Origin of the sequence: Pseudomonas sp. LFM046 (genome assembly GCF_000949385.2) — a bacterium.
Lineage (GTDB): Bacteria > Pseudomonadota > Gammaproteobacteria > Pseudomonadales > Pseudomonadaceae > Metapseudomonas.
The window spans coordinates 709,363-735,428 of record NZ_JYKO02000001.1 but is presented as its reverse complement, the minus strand read 5'-3'; the positions used below and the strand labels follow the sequence as shown (position 1 = coordinate 735,428).

At 65.2% G+C, this 26,066-nt stretch carries 18 protein-coding genes and 2 tRNA genes; 11 read left to right on the top strand and 9 right to left on the bottom strand.

Annotated features, from left to right (window positions below; genetic code table 11):
* Positions 1–24: 24 nt before the first annotated feature.
* On the bottom strand, positions 25–1,626 hold the full coding sequence (gene rtcR / locus TQ98_RS03490; protein ID WP_044872199.1) for an RNA repair transcriptional activator RtcR: 1,602 nt from the start codon (positions 1,624–1,626) through the stop codon (positions 25–27).
* Positions 1,627–1,909: 283 nt separating this feature from the next.
* On the opposite strand from rtcR, the gene TQ98_RS03485 reads away from it, so the two are divergent.
* From TQ98_RS03485 to TQ98_RS03460, 6 genes are all read left to right on the top strand, one after another.
* Positions 1,910–1,979 (top strand) — tRNA-Pro (locus tag TQ98_RS03485).
* A tRNA-OTHER gene (locus TQ98_RS03480) sits at positions 1,978–2,050 on the top strand. The genes TQ98_RS03485 and TQ98_RS03480 overlap by 2 nt, the downstream gene beginning before the upstream one ends.
* Before the next feature lie 274 nt (positions 2,051–2,324).
* On the top strand, positions 2,325–3,470 hold the full coding sequence (locus TQ98_RS03475) for a slipin family protein (RefSeq protein WP_044872200.1): 1,146 nt from the start codon (positions 2,325–2,327) through the stop codon (positions 3,468–3,470).
* 49 nt (positions 3,471–3,519) lie between these two features.
* Complete coding sequence (locus TQ98_RS03470; RefSeq protein WP_044872201.1) at positions 3,520–4,737, top strand: RtcB family protein; 1,218 nt, start codon at positions 3,520–3,522, stop codon at positions 4,735–4,737.
* Between the two features lie 58 nt (positions 4,738–4,795).
* Complete coding sequence (rtcA, locus tag TQ98_RS03465; RefSeq protein WP_044872202.1) at positions 4,796–5,821, top strand: RNA 3'-terminal phosphate cyclase; 1,026 nt, start codon at positions 4,796–4,798, stop codon at positions 5,819–5,821.
* Positions 5,822–5,925: 104 nt separating this feature from the next.
* Positions 5,926–6,288: a hypothetical protein gene (locus tag TQ98_RS03460; protein WP_044872203.1), complete on the top strand. Its 363-nt coding sequence runs from the start codon at positions 5,926–5,928 to the stop codon at positions 6,286–6,288.
* Positions 6,289–6,350: 62 nt separating this feature from the next.
* On the opposite strand, the gene gdhA is transcribed toward TQ98_RS03460, so the two are convergent.
* The 3 genes from gdhA to ettA form a co-directional block, all read right to left on the bottom strand.
* Entirely contained in the window at positions 6,351–7,688 is a 1,338-nt protein-coding gene (gdhA, locus tag TQ98_RS03455; protein ID WP_044872204.1) for an NADP-specific glutamate dehydrogenase, read from the bottom strand.
* 257 nt (positions 7,689–7,945) lie between these two features.
* Positions 7,946–8,473, bottom strand: a complete 528-nt coding sequence (locus TQ98_RS03450; RefSeq protein ID WP_044872205.1) for a hypothetical protein — start codon at positions 8,471–8,473, stop codon at positions 7,946–7,948.
* Positions 8,474–8,582: 109 nt separating this feature from the next.
* Entirely contained in the window at positions 8,583–10,250 is a 1,668-nt protein-coding gene (gene ettA, locus TQ98_RS03445; RefSeq protein WP_044872206.1) for an energy-dependent translational throttle protein EttA, read from the bottom strand.
* Positions 10,251–10,594: 344 nt separating this feature from the next.
* Here ettA and TQ98_RS03440 point away from each other — a divergent pair, with 344 nt between their 5' ends.
* Together TQ98_RS03440 and glyA are read left to right on the top strand one after the other, a co-directional pair.
* On the top strand, positions 10,595–14,737 hold the full coding sequence (locus TQ98_RS03440; RefSeq protein ID WP_044872567.1) for an EAL domain-containing protein: 4,143 nt from the start codon (positions 10,595–10,597) through the stop codon (positions 14,735–14,737).
* Between the two features lie 159 nt (positions 14,738–14,896).
* A complete protein-coding gene (glyA, locus tag TQ98_RS03435) occupies positions 14,897–16,153 on the top strand; it encodes a serine hydroxymethyltransferase (protein ID WP_044872207.1) in 1,257 nt (418 codons plus the stop codon).
* A 168-nt stretch (positions 16,154–16,321) separates the two neighbouring features.
* On the opposite strand, the gene TQ98_RS03430 is transcribed toward glyA, so the two are convergent.
* The 4 genes from TQ98_RS03430 to TQ98_RS03415 all read right to left on the bottom strand — a co-directional run bounded on the left by TQ98_RS03430 (position 16,322) and on the right by TQ98_RS03415 (position 20,566).
* Positions 16,322–17,386, bottom strand: coding sequence for an extracellular solute-binding protein (locus TQ98_RS03430; protein ID WP_044872208.1), 1,065 nt, complete (start codon positions 17,384–17,386; stop codon positions 16,322–16,324).
* Between the two features lie 238 nt (positions 17,387–17,624).
* Positions 17,625–17,828 carry a YbdD/YjiX family protein gene (locus tag TQ98_RS03425; protein ID WP_044872209.1) on the bottom strand — a complete coding sequence of 68 codons (204 nt, stop codon included), beginning with the start codon at positions 17,826–17,828 and terminating at the stop codon, positions 17,625–17,627.
* A 13-nt stretch (positions 17,829–17,841) separates the two neighbouring features.
* Positions 17,842–19,908, bottom strand: coding sequence for a carbon starvation CstA family protein (locus tag TQ98_RS03420; protein ID WP_103102866.1), 2,067 nt, complete (start codon positions 19,906–19,908; stop codon positions 17,842–17,844).
* A 151-nt stretch (positions 19,909–20,059) separates the two neighbouring features.
* Positions 20,060–20,566 (bottom strand): DUF3015 domain-containing protein, encoded by a 507-nt coding sequence (locus TQ98_RS03415; RefSeq protein WP_044872212.1) that lies wholly within the window; start codon positions 20,564–20,566, stop codon positions 20,060–20,062.
* A 175-nt stretch (positions 20,567–20,741) separates the two neighbouring features.
* Between TQ98_RS03415 and TQ98_RS03410 the strand changes: the two genes are divergently transcribed.
* The 3 genes from TQ98_RS03410 to TQ98_RS03400 are packed head-to-tail and all read left to right on the top strand — an operon-like array spanning position 20,742 to position 24,494.
* Entirely contained in the window at positions 20,742–21,923 is a 1,182-nt protein-coding gene (locus tag TQ98_RS03410) for a DUF3142 domain-containing protein (RefSeq protein ID WP_103102865.1), read from the top strand.
* Complete coding sequence (locus tag TQ98_RS03405) at positions 21,910–24,072, top strand: hypothetical protein (RefSeq protein ID WP_044872568.1); 2,163 nt, start codon at positions 21,910–21,912, stop codon at positions 24,070–24,072. The genes TQ98_RS03410 and TQ98_RS03405 overlap by 14 nt, the downstream gene beginning before the upstream one ends.
* 53 nt (positions 24,073–24,125) lie before the next feature.
* Positions 24,126–24,494, top strand: coding sequence for a PilZ domain-containing protein (locus TQ98_RS03400; protein WP_044872213.1), 369 nt, complete (start codon positions 24,126–24,128; stop codon positions 24,492–24,494).
* Between the two features lie 184 nt (positions 24,495–24,678).
* On the opposite strand, the gene radA is transcribed toward TQ98_RS03400, so the two are convergent.
* Positions 24,679–26,043: a DNA repair protein RadA gene (gene radA, locus TQ98_RS03395; protein ID WP_044872214.1), complete on the bottom strand. Its 1,365-nt coding sequence runs from the start codon at positions 26,041–26,043 to the stop codon at positions 24,679–24,681.
* Positions 26,044–26,066: the final 23 nt, after the last annotated feature.

The following is a 26,066-nucleotide window of genomic DNA, read 5'->3' as shown; positions in this document are numbered from 1 at the left end:
CATGGGTAATCCTCGCCGGCCCTCCTAATCTCGCAGCTGCGACCACCCCAGACCGAAGCGCGCCAGATACTTGCGCAGGCGGTCGGCGTCGTTGGGATTCTGTTTCCCCTGACGGGATACGGCGAACAGACGGCGTCCAGCATCCGAAAGGTTCTTCGCCTCGCGGCAAACCGCCAATACCGCCTGCAACTGCACCCGGTCGAACAGGTCGAGGTCAGCCACCTGCCTGCCCAGCAGGGCTTGCAATGGCTCGGGCTGCTGCGCCACGCCCCAGGCCTGACGGAGCCGCGCAATTTCCTCCTCCACCAGCGATTCGTCGATGCGCCCGCTGTCGGCCAGGGTCGCCATCCGCGTGATGGACGCTGACAGCTCGCGGAAGTTACCTGTCCAGCGAGCCTCGGACGAGTCGGCGAACGCCAGGTAGCGCCGCTTGGCTTCCACGTTGAAACGCACCTGCCGTCCCTGGTCCCGCGCATGGCGCTCCAGCTCGAAGTCGATGTTCGGCGCGATGTCCTCCCTGCGCCCGGCCAAACCCGGCAGTTCGAACGTCCAGAGGTTGATCCGGGCGTACAAGTCCTCGCGGAACAGACCTTCCGCCACCCGCCCACGCAGGTCGCGATGAGTGCCGGCGATCAGCTGGAAATCACTTTCCACTTCGCGATCGGAGCCCAGCGGAAAGAAACGCTTCTCTTCGATGGCCTTGAGCAACATGGCCTGCTCGTCGGCGCCCAGTTCACCGATCTCATCGAGAAACAGCATCCCTCCGTCAGCTGCGCGCAATAGGCCCTCGCGAGCATTCTGCGCCCCCGTGAAGGCCCCTTTGACATGGCCGAACAGCGCCGACATGGCGCCGTCGCCACGCAGGGTCGCGCAGTTCACCTCGACGAACCGTCCTTCCAACTGATGCCGGCTGCGCTTGAGTTCGAAGATGCGCCGGGCGAGGAACGATTTGCCCGCACCGGTCGGCCCCACCAGCAGCATCGGCGCTTGCGAGCGCACCGCAACCCGCTCGATCTGCTCGATGCTGCGGTTGAACGCGGCATTGCGGGTGGCGATACCGGACTTGAGGAACGCCAGGCTCTCCTGCTGTTCCCGGCGAAAGCGCGAGGCGATGCGATCATAACGCGACAGATCGAGATCAATCAGGGTCGCCGTCCCCTCGGGGTGCCGTGCCTCGTCCTTGCGCCGCGCCGGGGAGGTCTGCACCAGGCGGGCCGGCAGGTAACGCGCCTCGGTGAGCAGGAACCAACAGATCTGTGCCACGTGGGTACCGGTGGTGATATGCACCAGGTAGTCCTCCTGCTCGATGTCGAACGCATAGGCGCTGACGAAATCGTGCAGGGCACCGTAGACCTCCTCGAAATCCCAGGGATTGCGCAGCGCCATCGGCCGCAGCTGAACCTCGGTCTGCGGCGAAATCGCAGCGATATCGGCTCGGATGCGCTCGGCCAGACTGACATCCCGCGCATCAACGCCATGGATCAGCTCCAGACGGTCGACCAGCAGATCCTGTTGCTGGCACAGCGCGACGGTCGGCCGCCATTTCTGCCAGCGCGCAGCCCCCTTGCCGACCCGGTCCAGCGTGGCGCCGACAAATCCGATAGCGACGGTGCGCTTGGAAACCATGACTTATCCCTCAGGATAAAAGCAGATAGCAAACTATATGTTTTCTGATAGCACTTTATCCATCCGCGAACTGGCCGCCTGACGCGGAAAAATAGTTAATCGTTAGAAAACAATCAGTTAAAAGAAATCTGCGGCAAAGCCACAGAAGCTGGCACAGCTCTCGCTATATCCCTTCCGACCGCATCGCCAGGCAGGCCAACGGGCAAGGGACTTCCAGTCCCGCCGGTGCACGAACCCACCCAGGTGTCGGTGTCGTGCATGCCGCCGCCGCAACGAAAGGTCAGGTCCGGTAGCTCAGTCAGGTAGAGCGCCCCTTTGGGGAGGGTCGCAGGTTCGAATCCTGCCCGGACGCGTTCGATAGCTCAGTCGGGTAGAGCAACCCTCTACGGAGGGTCTGTCGCGGGTTCGAGTCCCGCTCGAACACTGCCCTCACACGGCAGTTCATGAAAACGGCAACACCGCCGGTGTGGCCGAGGCGACTGCGCCCGCAGCCAGGATGGCTGGAACACGCAAAGGAGCCGAGGCCAACGCCGACCCACCCGGTCCACGCATCGGGTTCGCGGCAAGGCACGCGTCAGGCTGAGGGACTCAGCCACCTGGGCAGGAAGCCCGGACACGCCACCTCCCCTCGAACTCCACTCGTGGCCCCCGGTGGGTCGGCGAACACCGGCACCACGGAAGAACGAAGGACTATCGAGATGAACATGCTGAAGCGCTTTATCGTGAAGAAGAATGAACGTGGCCTGCTGTACTCCGAGGGCGACTTCCTCGCCGTGCTCGAGCCGGGCACCTACCGCCACTTCGACCCTCGCAATCGCCTGAGCCTGGAAACCTTCAGCCTGAACACCCCGCTGTTCGAGCACCACCTGGCCGGTTATCTGCGTCAGAGCGAGCCGGAACTGGTGGAGCGCTTCTTCACCCGGATGGACCTGGGCGAAAGCGAAGCCGGCCTGCGCTACGAAGACGACGTACTGGTCGAACTGCTGGCACCGGGCAGCCGCCGGCTTTACTGGAAAGGCCAGACCGAGCAACGGCTGGAGCGCATCGACCTTGGCCAGGATTACCGCCTGCTGGCCGCCCTGGTGGCCCAACTGAACCAGCCAGGCCTGCGCGGCCGTGCATTGGCGGGCCTGGATGCCGTGCTGGTAGCCCAGGTCCCGGCCTTCCAGATCGGCGTGCTCAAGGTCGACGGCGCCCTGGTTGAACTCCTGCCGGCCGGAAGCTACGGGTTCTGGCGCTTCAACCGTCAGATCAGCGTCGAGTTGGTGGATACCCGGATCCAGGCGCTGGAAGTGAGCGGCCAGGAAATCCTTACCCGCGACAAGGTGAGCCTGCGCCTCAATCTGGCGGCGAACTGGCGCTACAGCGATGTCCTGGCAGCGTTCTCGACCCTGACCAAACCGCTGGAACACCTGTATCGCGAAGTGCAGTTCGGCCTGCGTGCAGCCGTAGGAACCCGCACCCTGGATGAGCTGCTGGAGAACAAGCGGATAATCGACGAATCGGTCAGCGCTTACCTTGCGGAGAAGCTCGCCGGTACTGGCCTTGAACTGTGCGGACTGGGTGTGCGCGACATCATCCTGCCGGGCGAGATGAAGACCCTGCTGGCACAGGTGGTGGAAGCGGAAAAGGCCGCCCAGGCCAACGTGATCCGCCGTCGCGAAGAGACCTCTGCGACCCGCTCGCTTCTGAATACCGCCAAGGTGATGGAAGAGAACCCGGTGGCGTTGCGCCTGAAGGAGCTGGAAACCCTGGAGCGCGTGGCCGAGCGCATCGACCGCATCTCGGTATTCGGCGGACTGGACCAGGTGCTCAACGGTCTGGTGAAAATCGCCCCACACTGAATAGGACGCCGGCGGCCCGCGTGCCGCCGGCTACAGAGAGGACAGGACCGTGAACAAGCAATACCAACTGCTGGAAGTCGCCAATGGCAAGCCGATCAAGCTCTGGACCCAGGGCGTGCCGGTCGAGGACGACGCCCGCCAACAACTGATCAACACGGCCAAGATGCCCTTCATCTTCAAGCACCTGGCCGTGATGCCAGACGTACACCTGGGCAAGGGCTCGACCATCGGCAGCGTGATCCCCACCGTCGGCGCCATCATTCCGGCCGCCGTCGGCGTGGATATCGGCTGCGGAATGATCGCCGCCCGTACCTCGCTGGTGGCCGCCGACCTGCCGGACAACCTGCACGGCCTGCGCAGCGCCATCGAACGTGCCGTCCCCCACGGAAAGACCTTCGGCCGCCGCGACCAGGGCGCCTGGGAGCATGTGCCGGGGGTTGCCGACCATGCCTGGTCGGCCCTGGCCGGACGCTTCAAGGCCATTACCGGCAAGTACCCGAAACTGGAGAAAACCAACAACCGCAATCACCTGGGCACCCTGGGAACCGGCAACCACTTCATCGAGGTCTGCCTGGACGAGGCCGATCGCGTCTGGTTCATGCTGCACAGCGGTTCGCGAGGCGTGGGTAACGCCATCGGCAGCCTGTTCATCGAATTGGCCCAGGCCGATATGCGCCAGCACATCGCCAACCTGCCGGACCGGGACCTGGCCTACTTCGAAGAGGGCAGCAAGCACTTCAACGACTACGTGGAGGCAGTGGGCTGGGCCCAGGACTTCGCGCGGCAGAACCGGGCACTGATGATGCATGCCGTGATCGAGGCCGCACGCAAGGTGATCACCAAGCCCTTCGAGGCGGACCTGGAGGCGGTCAACTGCCACCACAACTACGTGCAGAAGGAGCGCCACTTCGGCCAGGAGGTCCTGGTAACCCGCAAGGGCGCGGTGTCCGCACAGAAGGGTCAGCTCGGCATCATTCCCGGCTCGATGGGTGCCAAGAGCTTCATCGTCCGTGGGCTGGGCAATGAAGAGTCGTTCTGCTCCTGCAGCCACGGCGCCGGACGGACCATGAGCCGGACCAAGGCGAAGAAGGTCTTCACCGTCGAAGACCAGGTACGCGCCACCGCCCACGTGGAATGCCGCAAGGACAAGGACGTGATCGACGAGATTCCCATGGCCTACAAGGACATCGACGCCGTGATGCAGGCCCAGAGCGAATTGGTGGAAGTGGTGCACACCCTGCGCCAGGTGGTGTGCGTGAAGGGATAGGGCGGGCGGGAATGCGTGAGGCGCCATGCAACGTAATCAGGATGAAGACAGGACAGTCATGAACAAGCCATTCCTCGAACTCGACGGCGCCATCGGCGGAGGGCAGATCCTGCGCAGCGCCCTGAGCCTGTCGATGGTCAGCGGCCGGGCCTTCCGCATCCGCAACATCCGCGCGCGGCGCAGTCGTCCAGGGTTGCTGCGTCAGCACCTGACGGCTGTGCTGGCGGCAGCAGAAGTCTGCGCGGCCAGAACCGACGGTGCGGAGCTGGGCTCGCAGACGCTGAGTTTCATTCCGGGTTCGATTCGCGCCGGAGATTATCGCTTTGCCATCGGCAGTGCAGGCAGTTGCACCCTGGTGATGCAGACCCTGTTACCGGCCCTGCTCGTCGCACCTGGGCCGAGCAGCCTGCGAATCACTGGCGGGACCCACAATCCGTTGGCGCCGCCGGCGGACTTCCTTCAGCGCGCCTGGTTGCCACTCCTGCGGCGCATGGGCGTGGGGGTGGAACTGGAGTTGCTGCGCCATGGTTTCATGCCAGCCGGAGGCGGAGAACTGTTGGCGCGGGTGGTTCCCGGCGAGCTGCGACCGCTGCACCTGCCAGCCCCGGGCACGCGCTTGAGCCAGGAGGCCCGGTCCCTGTTGTCCGGCGTGCCAGGGCATGTCGGCCAGCGCGAGCTTCAACGAGTGGCGAGACGGCTGGGCTGGGCACAGGAATGCCTGAAGGTAGATGCCATCCCCACGGACCAGGGCCCGGGAAATGCACTGCTGCTGGAAATCACCTGCGAACGGGTGACAGAAATGTTCTGCGCCTTCGGCCAGCCAAGGATTTCGTCTGAACGGGTCGCCGATCAGGCAATTGACCTGGCCCGCACCTGGCTCGACAGCGGCGCGGCGACCAGCGAGCATCTTGCCGACCAACTGCTGCTGCCCATGGCTCTTGCTGGCGGAGGCAGCTTCAGCACCTGCACGCTGAGCGACCACCTCACCAGCAATATCGAGGTGATCCAGCGATTCCTGCCTGTTCGCTGCCAGGTCCAGAGTCGGCGGCAGGATTTCCATGACGTCGTCATCACGGCACTTTGACGAAACCTCGACATCCCTCGGCCGAGAATCACAGAACAACAACCCTTGTTGCCCCGTGACCATCAAGACGCGTGCGCCCGCCCTTCGGCGCATGGGAGTTCGCCATGGCGTGTCGCCGCGCCGCCCTCCTCTTCAGCCTCTGCGCAACCCTGCTCGCGGGCTGCGAAACCACCCATGACCACCTGATCGCCCAGGGTTATCCACCGGCCTTTGCCGATGGCTTTGCGCACGGCTGCAGCAGTGGTCGCCAGGCGGCGGGGGCGATCAGTGGGGAGTTCCGCAAGGACGTGCCGCGCTACCTCAAGGACGCCAACTATGCGGAAGGCTGGAGCGATGGCTTCCGCCAGTGCCAGGCCCAGGTTCAGAGCGACGAGCGGCGGGAATACGAGGACAGGTTCCGCGACCGGGACGATGAGTGGGAGCGAAACCGGGGCAATGCCATGGGACGGGCGTTGCACCCCGATTGATGGTGAAGGTCAACAGTAGCGGTAGGGGCGAATTCATTCGCCCCTACAAGGTCACGCCGGGGTTACACCACGCCCTGCGCCAGCATCGCATCGGCCACTTTCACGAAGCCGGCGATATTGGCGCCCTTGACGTAGTTCACCCGGCCATTTTCCTCGCCGTAGTGCACGCAGGCGTGGTGGATGTTCTGCATGATGCCGTGCAGGCGCTGGTCCACCTCGCCGGCGGTCCAGTGCAGGCGCATGGCGTTCTGGCTCATTTCCAAACCGCTGGTTGCCACGCCGCCGGCGTTGGAGGCCTTGCCCGGCGCGTAGAAGATGCCTGCTTCGATGAACAGGTCCACCGCTTCCAGGGTCGACGGCATGTTGGCGCCTTCGGCGACGCAGATGCAGCCGTTCTTCAGCAGGGTGCGGGCGTCCTCGGCGTCCAGTTCGTTCTGGGTGGCGCACGGCAGGGCGATGTCGCACGACAGGTGCCACGGGGTCTGGCCGGCACGGAATTCCAGGCCGAAGTGGGCAGCCATCTCACTGATGCGGCCGCGACGGACGTTCTTCAGGTCCATCAGGTATTCCCACTGCTCGACGGTCAGGCCCGACTCGATGTACAGGGTGCCTTCGGAGTCGGACAGGGAGATCACCTTGCCGCCGAGCTCCATGACCTTCTGCGCAGCGTACTGAGCCACGTTGCCGGAACCGGAGATGGTCACACGCTTGCCGTCGAAGTCCTGGCCGCTGCGCTTGAGCATTTCCTGGGCGAAGTACACACAGCCGTAGCCGGTGGCTTCAGGACGGATCAGGCTGCCGCCGTAGCTCAGGCCCTTGCCGGTCAGCACGGAGGTGAATTCGTTGGCCAGGCGCTTGTACTGGCCGAACATGAAGCCGATCTCACGACCGCCCACACCGATGTCACCGGCCGGTACGTCCAGGTCGGCGCCGACGTGACGGTACAGTTCGCTCATGAAGGACTGGCAGAAGCGCATCACTTCGGCGTCGCTCTTGCCCTTCGGATCGAAGTCCGAGCCGCCCTTGCCACCGCCCATGGGCAGCGAGGTCAGCGAGTTCTTGAAGACCTGTTCGAAGGCCAGGAACTTCAGCACGCCCAGATTCACGGACGGGTGGAACCGCAGGCCGCCCTTGTACGGGCCGATGGCGCTGCTCATTTGTACGCGGTAGCCGCGGTTGACCTGTACGCGGCCCTTGTCGTCGACCCACGGTACGCGGAACAGGATGGCGCGTTCAGGCTCGACGATCCGTTCGATGATTCCGGCTTCCAGGTAACGGGGGTTGGCTTCCAGGAAAGGCCACAGGCTGCGCAGGACCTCCTCCACGGCCTGATGGAACTCAGGCTGGTCGGGATCGCGCTGCTTCAGGCGCTGCAGGAAGGCGTCGACGGATTGCATCATGACTCTCACCAGTTTTTCTTTTGTGAACAATTTATGGCGCGAGACTCTATCAATCCGAGAGGCACCTCGATAGGGCAAAATGACGCTTTTCTGAATCTTTTTGGTGCATTAACTATAAATTCAGACAAGGGGCAGCAGCATTTCCTACACAGCCCCCTCTATTTCAGGGACCCTGCCTCAGCCTGCAGTGACAAGGTTTCGCACCAATTTGCGGCACTGGACGCACCAAATAAGATCCAGCCACGCGACAGCGAGCCTCAGCGCGTCGTACCCCCCAGCACTTGCCTGGGATTGATGCCAAGGCCGCTGCTCTTGCCCCGCATCACCACGGCGCCACGGGACGGCAGCGCGTGCCAGACGTCCTCGGTGACGCAAATGCCCATGCCCTGCGCCACCTCATCCAGCACCAGCTCCACCTTGAACCCGCAGCCCAGTCCGCCCTGCTCCTTGTTCAGGACACGGGCAGCGAACTCGGTGTCCTCGCCGAGCCAATGGGTGTAGAGCGCGGCCACTGGCACCTGCAGGGCGCCCCAGACCACCAGTACCAGCAACGAGCCCAAGGTGAGATGCAGGTGCCAACGCGCCGCATCAGTCTCCAGTTGGAACAGGCTGGCAAACCGCTCGCGCCAGGCCAGCCAGGCGTATAACCCGCCCCCCAGCAACAGGGCACAGGGAACGGAGCCCACTTTCCAGGCCGCAGACGGGTAGAAAGAGAAATACAGGCCGCAGACACCGAACAGCGCCAGGGTCGAGAGCCAGAACAGGTAGTGGTTGAATCCCTTCATGGAACCTCCGGAAACGAAAACGGAGCCTTTCGGCTCCGCTTTCACATTGCGCTCGTCCGGCCCCCACGAACCTGTCGCGAGGCCGGGAGCGCCATGGTCACGCAGCCGGTTACTGCGCCAGCTTCTTGTAACGCACCCGGTGCGGCTGGGAGGCCGCGTCGCCGAGACGCTTTTTACGGTCCGCTTCGAACTCGGTGTAGTTGCCTTCGAAGAAGGTCACCTTGCCGTCGTCCTCGTAGGACAGGATGTGGGTGGCGATACGGTCCAGGAACCAGCGATCGTGGGAGATCACGATGGCGGCGCCGGGGAAGTCCAGCAGCGCTTCTTCCAGCGCGCGCAGGGTTTCCACGTCGAGGTCGTTGGACGGTTCGTCGAGCAGCAGCACGTTGCCGCCCTGCTTCAGGGTCAGTGCCAGGTGCAGGCGGCCACGCTCACCACCGGAGAGGTCCTTGACGAACTTCTGCTGGTCGGCGCCCTTGAAGTTGAAGCGGCCGACGTAGCTGCGCGACGGGACTTCGTAGTTGCCGATCTTGATCTGCTCGAAGCCGTCGGAAACCTGCTCCCAAACGGTCTTGGTGCCTTCCAGGCTGTCGCGGCTCTGGTCGACGCTGGCGATCTGCACAGTTTCACCGATCTCGATGGTGCCCGAGTCCGGTTGCTCCTTGCCGGTCAGCATGCGGAACAGGGTGGATTTACCCGCGCCGTTACCGCCGATCACGCCGACGATGGCGCCTTTCGGAATGCTCAGGGACAGGTCGTCGATCAGCACGCGATCGCCGTAGCCCTTGGTGACGTTCTGCAGTTCGATGACCTTGTCGCCCAGGCGCGGACCGGCCGGGATGTAGATCTCGTTGGTTTCGCTGCGCTTCTGGAATTCCTGGGACTGCATTTCCTCGAAGCGTTGCAGACGGGCCTTGGACTTCGATTGACGAGCCTTGGCGCCCTGGCGCACCCACTCCAGTTCGGCCTTCATGGCCTTGGCGTGGGAGGCTTCCTGCTTGGCTTCCTGGGCCAGGCGGTTGGCCTTGGATTCCAGCCAGCCGGAGTAGTTGCCCTCGAAGGGGATGCCGTAACCGCGGTCCAGTTCGAGAATCCAGCCGGCGACGTTGTCGAGGAAGTAACGGTCGTGGGTAATGGCGACCACGGTGCCGGGGAAGTCGTGGAGGAAGTGCTCCAGCCAGGCGACGGAGTCGGCGTCCAGGTGGTTGGTCGGTTCGTCCAGCAGCAGCATGTCGGGGGCCGACAGCAGCAGGCGGCAAAGCGCTACGCGGCGCTTCTCGCCACCGGAGAGGTGTTCGATCTTCGCGTCCCACGGCGGCAGACGCAGGGCATCGGCGGCGACTTCCAGCTGACGCTCCAGGTTGTGGCCGTCAGAGGCCTGGAGGATGGCCTCCAGCTTGGCCTGCTCGGCAGCGAGGGCGTCGAAATCGGCATCCGGCTCGGCGTAGGCGGCATAGACTTCGTCCAGACGCGCCTGGGCCTGCTTGATCTCGCCTACGGCCTCTTCGACGATGTCACGCACGCTCTTGGTCGGGTCGAGTTTCGGTTCCTGGGGCAGGTAACCGACCTTGATGCCCGGCATCGGGCGGGCTTCACCGTCGATCTCGGTATCCACGCCGGCCATGATGCGCAGCAGGGTCGACTTACCCGCGCCGTTCAGACCGAGCACGCCGATCTTGGCGCCCGGGAAGAAGGACAGGGAAATGTCTTTGAGGATCTCACGCTTCGGGGGCACGACCTTGCCGACCCGGTGCATGGTGTAGACGTATTGAGCCATTGGCTGACCTTGGTGCTATGACGAATGAGGGATAAGGCGGGGAGCGACAAAATGGGAACAGGCGCTCCCGCGCGCGCGCGGCAAAGCTACCGGAATGCGCCGGTGAGGGCAAACGACGCTCGTCGGTCGTGCTGGCACTTTGTATCCCTTCAAGGCATGCTAGCGGCCCCGTGGGCCTTGGGGCCCGGTATGCTCCGACACCTGCCCATCGAGCAGTGACAGCAGGAAATCCATTCGTGCCAGCCAGCCCCCCTCCTCCAGCCCAGCGCGAGTCCGGACAGCTCCTGCCCGGAGCCCCTGCGCAGCGCTCGGTCAAGAGCCTGCTGGGAGGCCTGGTGCTGCTGATGCTGGCCCTGCTGCTCTGGCAGCTTCATCAGGAGTACCGCCAGCTGCAGGACGGCGCGCGGGACCGCAACTACACCCTGACCCACGAACTGGCCAACCACCTCGAACTGATCATGCAGATGAAGGCCGATGCGGCACTCACTCTGCTCCGCCAGCGCTCCTACGACGTACACGACGAAGACCAGCGCCTGGCCACCCTTGACCTGCTTCGCCCCCTGTTGCCGGCCGCGCGCAGCCTGGCCTGGCTCAATCCCAACGGGCGCCTGCTGGCCGACACCCAGGTGGGCAGCGACGATGCACGCTTTCTCGTCACCCTGGTCCAGCGCAGCGAGGGCGAGCTGTACCACTACGCCTTCAGCACCCAGCGCCGTGGCGAGGTCTACCTGATCCTGCGCCAGTCGCCACTGCCCGAACCCAGCGGCTACTGGGCCCTGCGCATGGATGCCGAGGCCATTCGCACCTGGCTGCTCAAGAACAAGGACCACGACGACTACCGCTGGCTGCTGGAAGACCACTACCTCCAGCGCGTCCTGGCGCAGAGCGGCAAACCGAGCCGCGCCACCCCCATCGTCATGCCGATCACCGCGGAGCAGGAGGTGCAGACCATTCTCGTCGCGCCGCTGAGCCACAGTGACTGGCAGTTCCGCGCCCTCCACGACGAGCGCCAGGTACGGGCTCACCTGCTGCCCGAGCTGCTGAGCAAGCTCCTGCTGTTCCTCATCAGCGCCGCCCTGGCGCTGATCGCCCTCTATTACCTGCAACGCGAGCAACGCGGCCTGCGCGAACTCAACGATGCGTCGCGGCGCTCCCTGCGCCAGGCCGCCAGCGCCCTCGGCGTGATCGAGGAACGCGTCCTGGTGACCCAGGTGGATGGCCGGCTGAGCTACCTCAACCCCCAGGCCGAAGCCATGTTCGGCGTCAGCGGCGAGACCGCCCAGGAACATCACCTGCTGGCCCTGCTGCCGGATCTGGACCCCTTGCTCCTGAATGCCCCCGGCCTCGACCACGAACTGGGTTCGGACCTTGTGCCGTTCGAACGTGGCGGCGAGCAACGCCTGCTGGCCGTCACCCGCAACGACCTGAACGACGGCGCCCAACTGCTGGGCTACGTCTGGGTACTGCGCGACGTGACCGAGGAACAGCGCTCCCTTCGCGTGCTGCAGGAAACACGGCGGCGCTACCAGGACATCTTCGAAGGCAGCGGCATCGCACTCTGCGTGCTGGATCTGGCCGAGCTGCGCCGGCACCTGATCCAGCTGGGCGTCCGTGACAAGGCAAGCCTGGCCGAATGGGTCCGGGACAACCCGCAGCGGCACATGGAATTGCTGCGCCTGTTGCGCATCACCGAGGTCAACCAGGTCGCCATGCGGCTGCTGGGGGTCGGCAGCAGCGAGCAGGCCTGGCAGCAATTGATCGGCTTCCGCCGGTTGCACGAAAGCGGCATCCGCTTCCGGCTCATGGCGGCGCTGCTGGGGGGCGGCAAACACCTGGAGATGGAAAGCCAGATCGTCACGCTCCAGGGCCAGCAGCGGCATATCTGGCTGGTGTTGAACCTGCCCGACATGATCCAGGACCTGGACGCCGTCACCCTCAGCATCAACGACATCACCAGTCGCAAGGAGATGGAACTCTCCCTGATCGAACGGGAGCGCTTCTGGTCCGACGTGGTGCTGGCGGTGCCCGACACCCTCTACGTCCACGACCTCATCGGCAAGCGGGTGATGCTCACCAACAACCGTCTGGCCCAGCAGTTGGGCTACGACAAGGCCGCCATCCGCCGGATGGGCGAGCGTTTCTGGGAAGAAGTGCTGCACCCGGACGACGCCGAGCAGTACTGGCGTGTACGCAACATGCAGCAGGTGGTAGGCGATGGCATGCTGCTGCAGTGCCAGCTGCGCTGGCGGCATAACGACGGCACCTGGCACTGGTTCGATATCCGTGAGCAGGCCCTGGCCCGCGACGAACACGGCCGGGTCAGCCGCCTGATCGGCGTGGCCAAGGACATCACCGAGCAGATCGAAGCCACCGAATCCATGCGCGAGAGCGAACGCCGCTACCGCATGCTGGCCGAAAGCATCAGCGACGTGATCTTCACCACCGACCGCGACCTGCAGCTCAACTACGTCAGCCCCTCCGTATTGCGGGTGCTCGGCTACAGCGCCGAGTGGACCGTGGCCAACGGATTCAGCGGGATGGCCGCCGACCCGCGGCAGATGCACACCCTGTTCGAGCAGTTGGAGCAGATCCGCAGCGCCCTGGGCAATCCCCAGCGCCTGGCGGACCTGCGCAGCCAGATGCCGGCGCGGCTGTTCCTCTTCGACTGCATGCGCGCTGACGGGCAGAAGATCCCGGTGGAACTGCGCACCATGCTGATGTGGGACGAGTACGGGCGCTTCGAGGGCATGCTCGGCGTCGGTCGAGACGTCAGCCAGCAGCGCCGTGCCGAAAAGGACATGCGCATGGCGGCCACGGTGTTCGAACACTCCACCTCGGCCATCCTGGTCACCGACCCGGCCGGCTACATCGTTCAGGTCAACGAAGCCTTCTGCCGCATCACCGGCCATGCCGCCCGAGACGTGCAGGACCAGCTGCCGACGATGCTCACCGCCGACCGCCAGCAGGCCACCCAGCTCAACTACATCATGGGCCAGCTCAACCAGCGGGGCAGTTGGGAAGGCGAGATCTGGCTCAAGCGCCGGATGGGCGACCACTACCCGGCCTGGGTCGGCATCACGGCCGTGCACGATGAGGACGGCGACCTGGTCAGCTACGTCTGCTTCTTCAGCGACATCAGCGAACGCAAGGCCAGCGAACAGCGCATTCACCGCCTGGCCTACTACGACGGCCTGACCCACCTGCCCAACCGCACTCTGTTCCAGGACCGCCTGCACACGGCCCTGCAGCACGCCGAACGCCACGAAGAGTGGGTCGTGCTGATGTTCCTGGACCTGGACCGCTTCAAGCCGATCAACGACTCCCTCGGCCACGCGGCCGGCGACCGCATGCTCAAGGATGTGGCCGTGCGCCTGGCTGACTGCGTGGACGAAGACGACACCGTGGCACGCATGGGCGGCGACGAGTTCACCCTGCTCCTGCAGCCCCGCGCCACCCGCGAAGGGGCGCTGAACCGGGCGGTTCACGTCGCCGAGCAAATCCTCGCCAGCCTCGCCCGCCCCTTCGTCCTGGAAGGCCGCGAATTCTTCGTCACCGCCAGTATCGGCATCGCCCTTTCGCCCCAGGACGGTCGAGAGCTGAGCCAGTTGATGAAGAACGCCGACACGGCCATGTACCACGCCAAGGAACGCGGCAAGAACAACTTCCAGTTCTACCAGGCGGACATGAACGCCCGCGCCCTGGAACGCCTGGAGCTGGAGAGCGACCTGCGCCACGCCCTGGAGCAGGGCGAATTCCTGCTCTACTACCAGCCGCAATTCTCCGGCGACGGCAAGCGCCTCACCGGCGTCGAAGCCCTGCTGCGCTGGCGCCACCCCACGCGCGGGCTGGTACCGCCTGCGGACTTCGTTCCGGTACTCGAAGAACTCGGCCTGGTGGTGCAGGTGGGCGACTGGGTCCTGAGCGAGGCCTGCCGTCAGCTCAAGGCCTGGCACCAGGCCAAGATGCGCCTGCCGAAAATCTCGGTGAACATCTCCGCCCGCCAGTTCGGCGACGGCCAACTGGTCGAACGCATCGCCGCCATCATCGAAGACAGCGGCTTGCCGCCAGCCTGCCTGGAGCTGGAACTGACCGAGTCCATCCTGATGCGCGACGTGTCCGAGGCCATGGCCATCCTGGAAAGCCTCAAGCGCCTTGGCCTGTGCATCGCGGTAGACGACTTCGGTACCGGCTACTCCTCGCTGAACTACCTGAAGCAGTTCCCCATCGACGTCCTGAAGATCGACCGCAGCTTCGTCGACGGCCTGCCCGACGGCGAACGGGACGCCCAGATCGCCCGCGCCATCATCGCCATGGCCCACAGCCTGAACCTGGCGGTGATCGCCGAAGGCGTGGAAACCCACGCCCAGCTGGGCTTCCTCCGGGAGCACGGCTGCGACGAGGTCCAGGGCTACCTGTTCGGCCACCCGGTGCCGGCAGCCCAGTTCGAGCGCCTGTTTGGCACCAGCGCGAACTTCATTCTCAGCTGAATGGTGAGCTCAAGGCAGGAAGCCGGAAGTTGCGGCGTCCTGCCCTCACTCCCACTTGAGCCCCATTCGTCCATCCCATGACCGACCTTCATATGCCAGCCTGCGGCCGATCAGGTAGAATGCACGCCTTTCCCTGCACCGATCCTTAAGAGGACCGCCATGTTCAGCCGTGATTTGACCCTCTCCCGCTACGATGCCGACCTGTTTGCCGCCATGGAGCAAGAAGCCCAGCGTCAGGAAGAGCACATCGAGCTCATCGCCTCCGAGAACTACACCAGCCCGGCGGTGATGGAAGCCCAGGGCTCCGTGCTGACCAACAAGTACGCCGAAGGCTACCCGCACAAGCGCTACTACGGCGGTTGCGAATTCGTCGACATCGTCGAGCAACTGGCCATCGACCGCGCCAAGGAGCTGTTCGGCGCCGACTACGCCAACGTCCAGCCGCACTCCGGCTCCCAGGCCAACAGCGCCGTCTTCCAGGCCCTGGTACAGCCGGGCGACACCGTTCTGGGCATGAGCCTGGCCCACGGCGGTCACCTGACCCACGGCGCCTCCGTGAACTTCTCCGGCAAGATCTACAAGGCCGTGCAGTACGGTCTGAACCCGGAAACCGGCCTGATCGACTACGACGAAGTCGAGCGCCTGGCCGTCGAGAACAAGCCGAAGATGATCATCGCCGGCTTCTCCGCCTACTCCCAGGTCCTGGACTTCCCGCGCTTCCGCGCCATCGCCGACAAGGTAGGCGCCTACCTGTTCGTCGACATGGCCCACGTGGCCGGTCTGGTGGCTGCCGGTGTCTACCCGAACCCGCTGCCCTACGCCGACGTGGTCACCACCACCACCCACAAGACCCTGCGCGGCCCGCGCGGCGGCCTGATCCTGGCCAAGGCCAACGAAGAGATCGAGAAGAAGCTGAACTCCGCCGTATTCCCGGGCGGCCAGGGCGGCCCGCTGATGCACGTCATCGCCGCCAAGGCCGTGTGCTTCAAGGAAGCCCTGCAGCCCGAGTTCAAGGCGTACCAGGAGCAAGTGGTGAAGAACGCCCAGGCCATGGCCAGCGTGTTCATCGAGCGCGGCTTCGACGTGGTTTCCGGTGGCACCCAGAACCACCTGTTCCTGCTGTCCCTGATCAAGCAGGACATCACCGGTAAGGACGCCGACGCCGCCCTCGGCCGCGCCTTCATCACCGTGAACAAGAACGCCGTGCCGAACGACCCGCGCTCGCCCTTCGTGACCTCCGGCCTGCGTATCGGTACCCCGGCCGTCACCACCCGTGGGTTCAAGGAAGCTGAGTGCCGCGAACTGGCTGGCTGGATCTGCGACATCCTCGTCAACATGGGCGACGAGTCCGTGGTCGACGGCGTTCGCGAGAAGGTCAAGGCCATCTGCGCCAAGCTGCCGGTATACGGCAAGTAAGCGACAGACCCGCAAAGACGAAGCCCGGCAAATGCCGGGCTTTTTCATGCCTGCACTTCCGCTCGGTCTCCTGAAGTGGGCCTCCGTAGGGTGCGCCTTGCGCACCGAGCGATGGTTGCAACACCAAGCTCTCCTGGTGCGCGCGGCGCGCCCTACGGATCGGCGTCTTTACAGCGTTCGCGACGCCTTGATCTGCTGCCACAGCGCATCGACCCGCGCCTTCTGCTCCGGCGTCAGGCGTTCCAGGAAGTAGAGACGCTTGCGATCGGCCTGGTCGGGCACCAGCATCGGCTGCTCCCGCGCCAGACGGGCCATTTCGGGCGCATCCGGCGCGAGGGGCGAATAGAAGCGCGAGGCCAGGGCATTGCGCCGGGCGTTGTCCGGCTGCAGCAAATAGTCGATGAATCGGTAGGCCAGGTCCGGCCGTGCGGCATTGGTGGGAATGGCCAGACTGTCGATGAACACCAGCGCGCCTTCATCGGGAATCCGGAAGCGCAGCGCCGAGTTCTTCTCCGCCGCCGTCAGCGCATGACCGACCCAGGCCATGGCCACACAGAGCGTGCCGTCGGCCAGGTCGGCGATATAGCCATCATTGTCCAGATTGCGAAACTGCCCCTGCATGGCCAGCAGTTGCTTGCCGGCCTGGTCGATCTGTCGGGTGCCGCCCTTGCTCAGGTTGCGACCACGGTAGTTGAGCCATAGCGACACGGTTTCCTCCGGTGCATCCAGCATCCCCAGGCCGCAGCTCGCCAGGCGCGATCGCTGCTGCTCGTCGAAAAGCAGGCTCCAGCTGTTCGGCAAGGCACCGCCGAACGCCGGCTCTGCGAGGGCCGGGTTGCTCACCAGTCCCACCGAACCCCAGAGATAGGGCACGACATAACGGTTAGCCGAACCGAATCCGGCCAGCATGGCCAGCAGCGCCGGGTCCAGGCTGTTGGAATGGGGCAGTCGGTTGAAATCCAGGGGTTGCAGACGCTTATCGCCGATCAACCGGGCGAGCTGGAAATGTGAAGGCACCACCAGGTCATATCGCGTCGTCCCGGCCAGGGCCGCGTCCAGTTCGGCGGCGGTGTTGAAGGTGGTGTACTCGACACGGATGCCACTCTCTCGCTGGAAAGCCGCCAGCACCTCGGGCTCGATGTAGTGGGTCCAGTTGTAGACCCGCAACACCTCTTCGGCCTGGGCGAATCCGACCAGCAACGTGCACAGCAACAGGCAGAACGTCTTCTTCATGGTTCCCTCCGGCCCTGCTCCCATGAGGGCTGGAAGGATTAAAAGCATCGCCCGGAATGCTGTCATGGCCATGCCTGCCAGACGCTTGTGTCTGGCTGCCGAAATGTCCGGATTGCGAGCCGGGTCGCACCGGGCCCGGGAGAGGGACGTCACCTAGGGTGGACATGGCAACGGTTGCAGGCGCGCAAAAAAGAAGCGCCACGACAATGCGTGGCGCTCCCTGTTTCTGCTTCTCCGCTCAACAACAGCGAATCGGACGCCCTTTGCCGCCGCCGTAGCGCGCCTCCTGCCGCTCGCGGAAGAACTCCTCGTAGGACATCACCGGCTTGTCCGGATGCTTATTGCGCATGTGCTCGACGTAGTTGTCGTAGTCGGGCATGCCCACGAGCATGCGGGCGGCCTGTCCGAGGTATTTCCCCATGCGGCTCAGGTCATTGAACATACGTCAGCCCTCCTCAGGCTTCCGGAATCGGCTGGAACGGCGATTCCTTGTCGGTGCGCTCCGGCTTCATCCAGGCACTCCTGCCCACCTTGAAGGCGTAGAACAGCACGCTCAGCACCACGAAGAGGAAGAGCGCCGTCAGCGTCGCGTTGGTGTAGGCATTGAAGATCACGTTCTGCATCTGGCCGATATCCTTGGCCGGCGCCAATACCTGGCCAGCGGCCAGGGCGTCGCTGTACTTCTTCGCCAGGGCCAGGAAGCCGACGGCCGGGTTCGGATCGATCAGTTTGATCACGCCGGCAGAGGTGGTGCAGATCACCAGCCAGATGGCCGGGATCAGCGTCACCCAGACATAGCGCTGGCGCTTCATCTTGATCAGCACCACGCAGCCCAGCATCAGGGCGATGCCCGCCAGCATCTGGTTGGAGATGCCGAACAGCGGCCACAGGGTGTTGATGCCCCCCAGCGGATCGATCACGCCCTGGTACAGCAGCCAGCCCCACATGGCCACGCAGCCAGCGGTGCCGATGACGTTGGCGGTCCAGGATTCGGTCCTCTTCAGATATGGAACGAAGTTGCCCAGCAGGTCCTGCAGCATGAAGCGACCGGCACGGGTACCCGCGTCCACGGCAGTGAGGATGAACAGCGCTTCGAAGAGGATCGCGAAGTGGTACCAGAAGGCCATGGTGTTCTCACCCGGCAGCACCTGGTGGAGGATCTGCGCGATGCCCACGGCCAGCGTCGGCGCACCGCCGGCACGGGCCAGGATGGTGTGCTCACCAATGTCCTTGGCAGTGGCCTCCAACACGTCGGGCGTGATGGTGAAGCCCCAGTTGCTGACAGTAGCGGCCACGCTGGTGACATCCGCGCCGACCACGGCCGGCGGGCTGTTCATGGCGAAGTAGACACCCGGTTCGATCACCGAGGCGGCGACCATGGCCATGATGGCGACGAAGGACTCCATCAGCATGCCGCCGTAGCCGATGTAGCGGGCATGGGACTCATTGGCCAGCATCTTGGGCGTGGTGCCCGAGGAAATCAGCGCATGGAAGCCGGACACCGCACCACAAGCGATGGTGATGAACAGGAAGGGGAACAGGGCGCCCTTCCACACCGGGCCGGTGCCGTCGACGAACTGGGTCAGCGCCGGCATCTTCAGTTCCGGCATGGTGATCAGGATGCCGATGGCCAGGGCGATGATGGTGCCGATCTTCAGGAAGGTCGACAGATAGTCGCGCGGCGCCAGGATCAGCCACACCGGCAGCACGGCGGCCACGAAGCCGTAGCCGATCAGCAGCCAGGTGATCTGCACACCGGTAAAGGTGAAGGCCGGGCCCCAGACCGGGTCAGCGGCGACCTGGCCACCGAGCCAGATAGACGTCAGCAACAACACCACGCCCACCACCGAGATCTCACCGATGCGGCCCGGGCGGATGTAGCGCATATAAATGCCCATCAGCATCGCGATCGGGATGGTCGCCATCACCGTGAACATGCCCCAGGGGCTTTCGGCCAGGGCCTTGACCACGATCAGCGAGAGCACCGCGAGGATGATGATCATGATCAGGAAGGCACCGAACAGCGCGATGGTGCCCGCCACCTGTCCCATCTCCTCGCGCACCAGGTCGCCCAGGGAGCGCCCATCGCGGCGACTGGAAATGAACAGCACCATGAAGTCCTGCACCGCACCGGCCAGCACCACCCCGGAGATCAGCCAGAGGGTGCCGGGCAGGTAGCCCATCTGCGCGGCAAGGACCGGGCCCACCAGCGGGCCAGCACCGGCGATGGCGGCGAAGTGGTGCCCGAAGAGCACGTGCTTGTTGGTCGGAACAAAGTCCAGGCCGTCGTTGTGAATGACCGCCGGCGTGGCGCGGGTGGGGTCGAGCTGCATTACCCGAGTCGCGATGAACAGGCTGTAGTAACGAAAGGCGACGAGATAAAGGGCAACGGCAGCCACCACGATCCACAAGGCATTGATTGCTTCGCCGCGGCGCAACGCGACGACACCCAGGGCGCAAGCGCCGGCTACGGCCAGCACTGCCCAGGGCAGGTGACGCAGGACGCTGTTGTTATTGTTCATAGGAAGCTCCGAATGGTGAACATGCAGGCTTGCTTAAGCTTAGACGCTCCATCACCCATGGTATTCCGACCACTTTCCGGGACGGCCCTTGCAGCGACGGCAGGCAAGAAAAAAGCCGGGCATTGCCCGGCTTTCTTATGCATATCAGAACTTAGCTCTGCTGCTTGGCGTAGCGGGCCAGTTGCTGGTCGCGGCTCATCACGTCCAGGGTGGCAGCAAGCACCTGCTCCCCGGTCACGTCCGGCGCGGAGAAGATGGTGGAGAAATTGGCCTGGGTGACCTGCGCGAAGTGGGCGCGGTCAGCCTGCTCGATGCCCAGCAGGGTCGCGTAGGCATCCAGTGCCTCGCCCTGGCCCTGGGCCATGTCCTCGGCGATGTTGTCCAGCATGCCATTCATGGCCAGCCAGGAACGGCCGCCATAGCCGATACGCACGCTGGAATCGCAGCCGTTGGTACCGGAAGTCAGACCGAAGGTGGCGTTACCGGAAGTGCCATTGGTGGTGGTGGCCAGCAGGTGCGGGCCGAGGCCGCGCTGTCCCTCGAAAAGCATGTTGCCCCAGCCGCAGCCCTTGCCGCCGGCTTCATCAGCCTGCGCCGCCAGGCTGGCTGCGCTCAGCAACCCCACGATCAACCCCTTGCTAAGCAGTCGCTTGTCCATTATTTGCGCTCCGCATTGATTTATAGAGAAACCGCCTAAGCAGCTTCGACGACGGATGAAAAACTGTCAAACCCGCCTAAATCCTGCCTTGCCGGCGCCTGCGATTGCGGATGTAATCCACCGAAACCCGGCCAATTTCCCCAGGGAGCCCGACGCACCAGCGCGCGCCGAACCCATGTCTGTCTTCCGCCGTCGCGCCGCTCTGGCCCTTCTCCTGCTCCTCGCCACCGGCTGCCGGCCGGAAGCGCCATCCCCCCTCGACCAGCAGCTCTATATCTGGCAACGCCAGTGGCGGCCGGCCCACGCCGAGGCCCTGGCCGCGAGCCGCGCCGACTTCTCCACCCTGCGCGTCCTGGCCGCCCAGGCGCACCCTGGAGCCGGCTGGTCCCGCGTGCAGGTCGACGCCGACCTGCTCAAGGCCGACGGCCGTCCGCTGATCGCGGTGGTGCGCCTCGACGGCCAACTGCCCGGCCATGACCTCCAGCACGCCCGCGCCAGCATCCTCGCCCTGATTGATGACTGGCGGGCCCAGGGCCTCGCACCCCAAGGTCTGGAAATCGACCATGACTGCGCCAGCGCGCGCCTGCCGGCCTATGCCGCCTTCCTGCGCGATCTGCGCCAGGCGCTGCCGGACGACCTCCCGCTCAGCATCACCGCCCTGCCTGCCTGGCTCGACAGCACCGCCCTACCCGACCTGCTGCGGCAGGTGAACAGCAGCGTCCTGCAGGTCCACGCGGTCAACGATCCGGCTGACGGCCTGTTCGACCCGGCCCGCGCCCTGGCCTGGGCCCGTCGCTGGAGTGCAGTCGGGGAACGCCCCTTCCATCTCGCCCTGCCCGCCTATGGCATCGCCCTGGTGAACGGCCGCGTGGAAAGCGAACGCCCGCTGGCCATCGCCGGCCAGCGCCAGGAGCTGCAAGCCGAGCCGCAGCAATTGGCCGACCTCTTGACCGAACTGCGGCGGAATCCGCCGGCACATCTGGCCGGGATCATCTGGTTTCGCCTGCCGCTGGCCGGAGACCGCCGCGCCTGGCCGCTGACCACCCTGCTCGCGGTGACGCGGGGCGAGCCGCTGAAAGCCGATATCCAGCCACGCTTCCGCCGGGATGGGCGGCTGCATGAACTCGCACTCGCCAATCTGGGCAATCTCGCCGGCCCGCTGCCGGCACGCGTCGAACTGCCGGCGCAGGGCTGCGAGGCCGCCGATGCCCTCGCGGGCTATCAGTTGCAGCGCAACGCCGACCGCCTGGTATTCACCCGCAGCATCGAAGGCCAGGTGTCCGCCGGCCATCAACGCGCCCTGGGCTGGGCCCGCTGCCAGACCCTTGATCAAGGAGGATCACGTGTTATTCCCTGAACCCCGCCGCCTGGCCCTCGCCATCGCCCTCTGCCTGCCCGTATTGAGCGCCCAGGCCTGCGGCCCCGAGTTCCCCCTGAGCCTGCTGGATGACCGCGCCCAGACCCTCGCGGAACTGCCCGAAGGCAACTTCGCCTTCGAGGCCGCGCGCCTGGGCAAGCTGGCCGCCGGCATCGGCCAGTCCGGCGACGCGACCCTGGTCGCTTACTGGGATGACGGCGGTGAGCGCTACCTCCAGCAGCGCGACGAGGTGGAACAGGCCGAGTTGGCCGAGCCGCTCTACCAGCACGTGCAACGCCTGCGCACCCTCACCGACGCCCATCAGGCCGAGGACCAGGGGCTGGAATTGCCCGTCGAACTGCGGCTCTACAGCGCCGGTGCGGTGGCGTTCGCGCAGCAGGACTACGCCCTCGCCAGCGAGTACTTCCGCCGCGTCCTCGAACTGCCGGCGGACCAACGACGCCTGCGCAGCACCTGGGCCGCCTACTCCCTGGGCCGCGCCCAGTCCCTGCTCAGCCGTCCCGAAGGCATACCCGCCACCGAGCCGCCGCCGAGCGAAGAAGAACGGCGACTGTTTATGCAGGACGCAGCCCAAGCCGCACGCGAGGCCTTCCAGCAGACCCGCCAGCTCACCGCCCAGGGCTATGCCGATCCGCTCGAGCTGGGCATCGCCAGTCTGGGTGAGGAAGCCCGGCTGGCCTATCGGGCCGGTGACTGGGCCACGGCCATTCGCCTCTATGCCAGCCAGACCGCCCACCACTCCTCCACCGGCTACAGTTCCCTGCGCCAACTCGCCAGTGAGCTGGCGCGCATGCCCGACCCGCAGCTGATCCCGCTGCTGCAAATCGCGGAAGTGCAGCAACTGCTCACCGCCCGGCTGCTGAGCCGTATCGACGGCGAGCAGAACGACGACGCACACCTGGCCGAACTGCTGGTGAACAACGCAGGCCCGGACCTCGCCAACGCCGATCGCCTGGCGGCCCTGAGCTACCAGTTCGGTCGATACGACGATTCCGCGCGCTTCCTCGAAAAAGCCGGCGACAGCGGCCTTGCCTGGTGGCTGCGGGCCAAGCTGGCGCTTCGCGACGGAGACACCAGCCGCGCTACCGAGGCCTACGCCAAGGCCGCGCGGGCCTTCCCCGCGGATGAAGACTGGGGCTCCCGCCGTACCGAGAACTGGGACTACGAAACCGTGAAGCCGCGCTGCCGGGTGGACGGCGAAAGCGCCATCCTCTCGCTGCAACGCGGCGATTACCTCGACGCCTTCGACCTGCTGTTCCGCAGCGGCGACATTTATTGGTGGGATGCCGCGACCGTGGCCGAACGGGTCCTGGCCGTCGACGAACTCAAACGCTACGTGGACGCCAAGGTCCCCGCCGCCAAACCGCAGACCGAGGAAGAACGCGAAAACTGGCAGCCACGCCCGCCTGCTGCGCAGCTACGGGACCTCCTGGCTCGCCGGCTGGTGCGGGAAGGCCGCTATACCGAAGCCCTGACCTACTTCGACAGTGACGACACCCGCGAAGCGGCCCGCCGCTATGGCCAGGCCCGTGCTGAGGCGCAAAGCCGCTGGGCCGCCAGCGGCCGCGCCGAGGCGCTGTACCAGGCTGCGGTGATCGCCCGGGAACAGGGCATGGAAGTGCTGGGCTACGAAATGTCGCCGGACTACCACACTCTCGGCGGCGCCTTCGCCCCGCGCCAGGTGGACCAGCAGGAAGCCGGTGGGCTGCTCAGCACCGACGAGGCCAAGCGGCAAAATGCCTCCCTCGCCCAACCCAACCTCCGCTTCCACTACCGCTGGGTCGCCGCCGAACTGGCTGACCGCGCCGCCGACCAATTGCCTCGCAGCAGCCATGCGTTCGCCGCGGTGCTCTGCAAGGCCACCGGCTGGCTGCTGTACCGCGATCTGGAAGGCGCGCGACATTACTACCGACGCTACGTGGAAGAGGGGCCCTACGTGCCCTGGGCCGCCAATTTCGGCCAGCAGTGCGAAGAGCCGGACTTTGACGCCGCCAGCAAGCGCGTCTGGGAAGAGCGTGGCCAGTGGCTGCGAAGCAGCCTTCGCCCATACAAATACCTGCTGGTGGGCGCTGGCGCCCTGGTCCTTGCCGTCGCCGTCTGGCTGTTTCGGCGCCGCCGGAACACCTGAGCGACGCCCGCCAGCCTTGTCTATAGTGGGTGAAATCCCGCAGGAGCACAGACATGAGTGAAACCGCCAACGAACGTCGGCGCTTCCACCGCATCAACTTCGACGCGGCCACTGAACTGGCCCAGGGTGACCAGCGCTGGTCGGTGGAGCTGCATGACATCTCCCTCAAGGGGCTCCTGGTGCTCCGCCCGGCAGACTGGGGCGGCGACCCGGCCCTGCCCTTCGAGGCACGCATCGTCCTCAGCGACGAAATCCAGGTGCGCATGGAGGTGGAACTGACCCGCGCAGAACACGACCAGCTCGGCTTCATCTGCCGCCATATCGACCTGGAATCCATCAGCCACCTGCGGCGCCTGGTGGAGCTCAACCTGGGAAGCGAAGAACTGCTGGAACGCGAACTCACGGCGCTGGGGGAGCAGTAGGTTTCACTGCTTAAGGACTCCCCGCATTAATGCTGCCCTCTCCCGCAAGCGGGAGAGGGGGCGGCCCGCGCACGGGCAGGTTCCTCGCGTCTCCTGTAGGGGCGATTTCAATCGCCAAGCGGGCCGAAGGCTCGCCCTGCGGACTTCCTGCATTACCAATGCGAGGCAGTCCGCGTATCGATCCCTACTCGAACAACGCATCCAGCGCCTGTTCAAGCCGGGTCACCGCCACCACCGTCAGGCCGGGCGGGTTTTCCTTGGGCGCGTTGCCCTTGGGCACGATGGCGCGCTTGAAGCCGTGCTTGGCGGCTTCCTTCAGGCGTTCCTGACCACTGGGTACCGGGCGGACTTCGCCGGAAAGGCCCACCTCACCGAATACCAGCACATCATGGGCCAGGGGACGGTTGCGCAGACTGGAGATGATGGCGGCGATCAGCGCCAGGTCGGAGGCGGTTTCCAGCACTTTTACCCCGCCCACCACGTTGAGGAACACGTCCTGGTCATACGTGGGGATGCCGCCGTGGCGATGCAGTACCGCCAGCAGCATGGCCAAGCGGTTCTGGTCCAGGCCCAGGGTGACGCGGCGGGGGTTGGCCAAGTGGCTGGTATCCACCAGCGCCTGCACCTCCACCAGCATGGGCCGGGAGCCTTCCCACGTGGCCATCACCACGCTGCCAGGCACCGACTCCTGGGCGCGGGTGAGGAAGATGGCCGACGGGTTGGACACTTCCTTCAGACCCTTGTCGGTCATGCCGAACACGCCCAGTTCGTTGACCGCGCCGAAGCGGTTCTTCACCGCCCGCAGCAGGCGCAGGCGGCCATCGGACTCACCCTCGAAATAGAGCACCGTGTCCACCATGTGCTCCAGCACGCGGGGACCAGCCAGGGCGCCTTCCTTGGTCACGTGGCCCACCAGGAAGATCGCCGTGCCGCTCTGCTTGGCAAAGCGCACCAGCAGGGCCGCGCTTTCGCGCACCTGGGCGACGCCGCCCGGGGCGGATTGCAACTGCTCGGTGAAGATGGTCTGGATGGAGTCGATCACCATCACCTTGGGCTTCTCGACCCGGGCGGTGGCGATGATGCTTTCGATGCAGGTCTCGGTCATCACCTTGAGCTTGTCTTCCGGCAGGCCCAGGCGGCGAGCGCGCATGGCCACCTGCTGCTGGGACTCTTCACCGGTGACGTAGAGCGCGGGGAAACGCGCGGCGATGTTGCAGAGGGTCTGCAGGAGAATGGTGGACTTGCCGATGCCGGGGTCACCACCGATCAGCACCACGGAGCCATCCACCAGGCCGCCGCCGAGCACGCGGTCCAATTCGGTGGAGGCGGTGGAGAAGCGCGGCATCTCCTCGACGCTGACTTCCGCCAGCGTCTTGATCTGCGCTTGCTGGCCCGCCCAGCCGCCACGACCAGTGGCGGTGGCGGCGGCGCCCTCCAGCACGGTTTCCACCAGGGTGTTCCAGGCCCCGCAGTCGGCGCACTGGCCGGCCCATTTGGGGAAGGTGGCACCGCACTCGGTGCAGCCGTACATGCGCTTGGCCTTGGCCATCAGCGGCCTCCGTCGAAAAAACG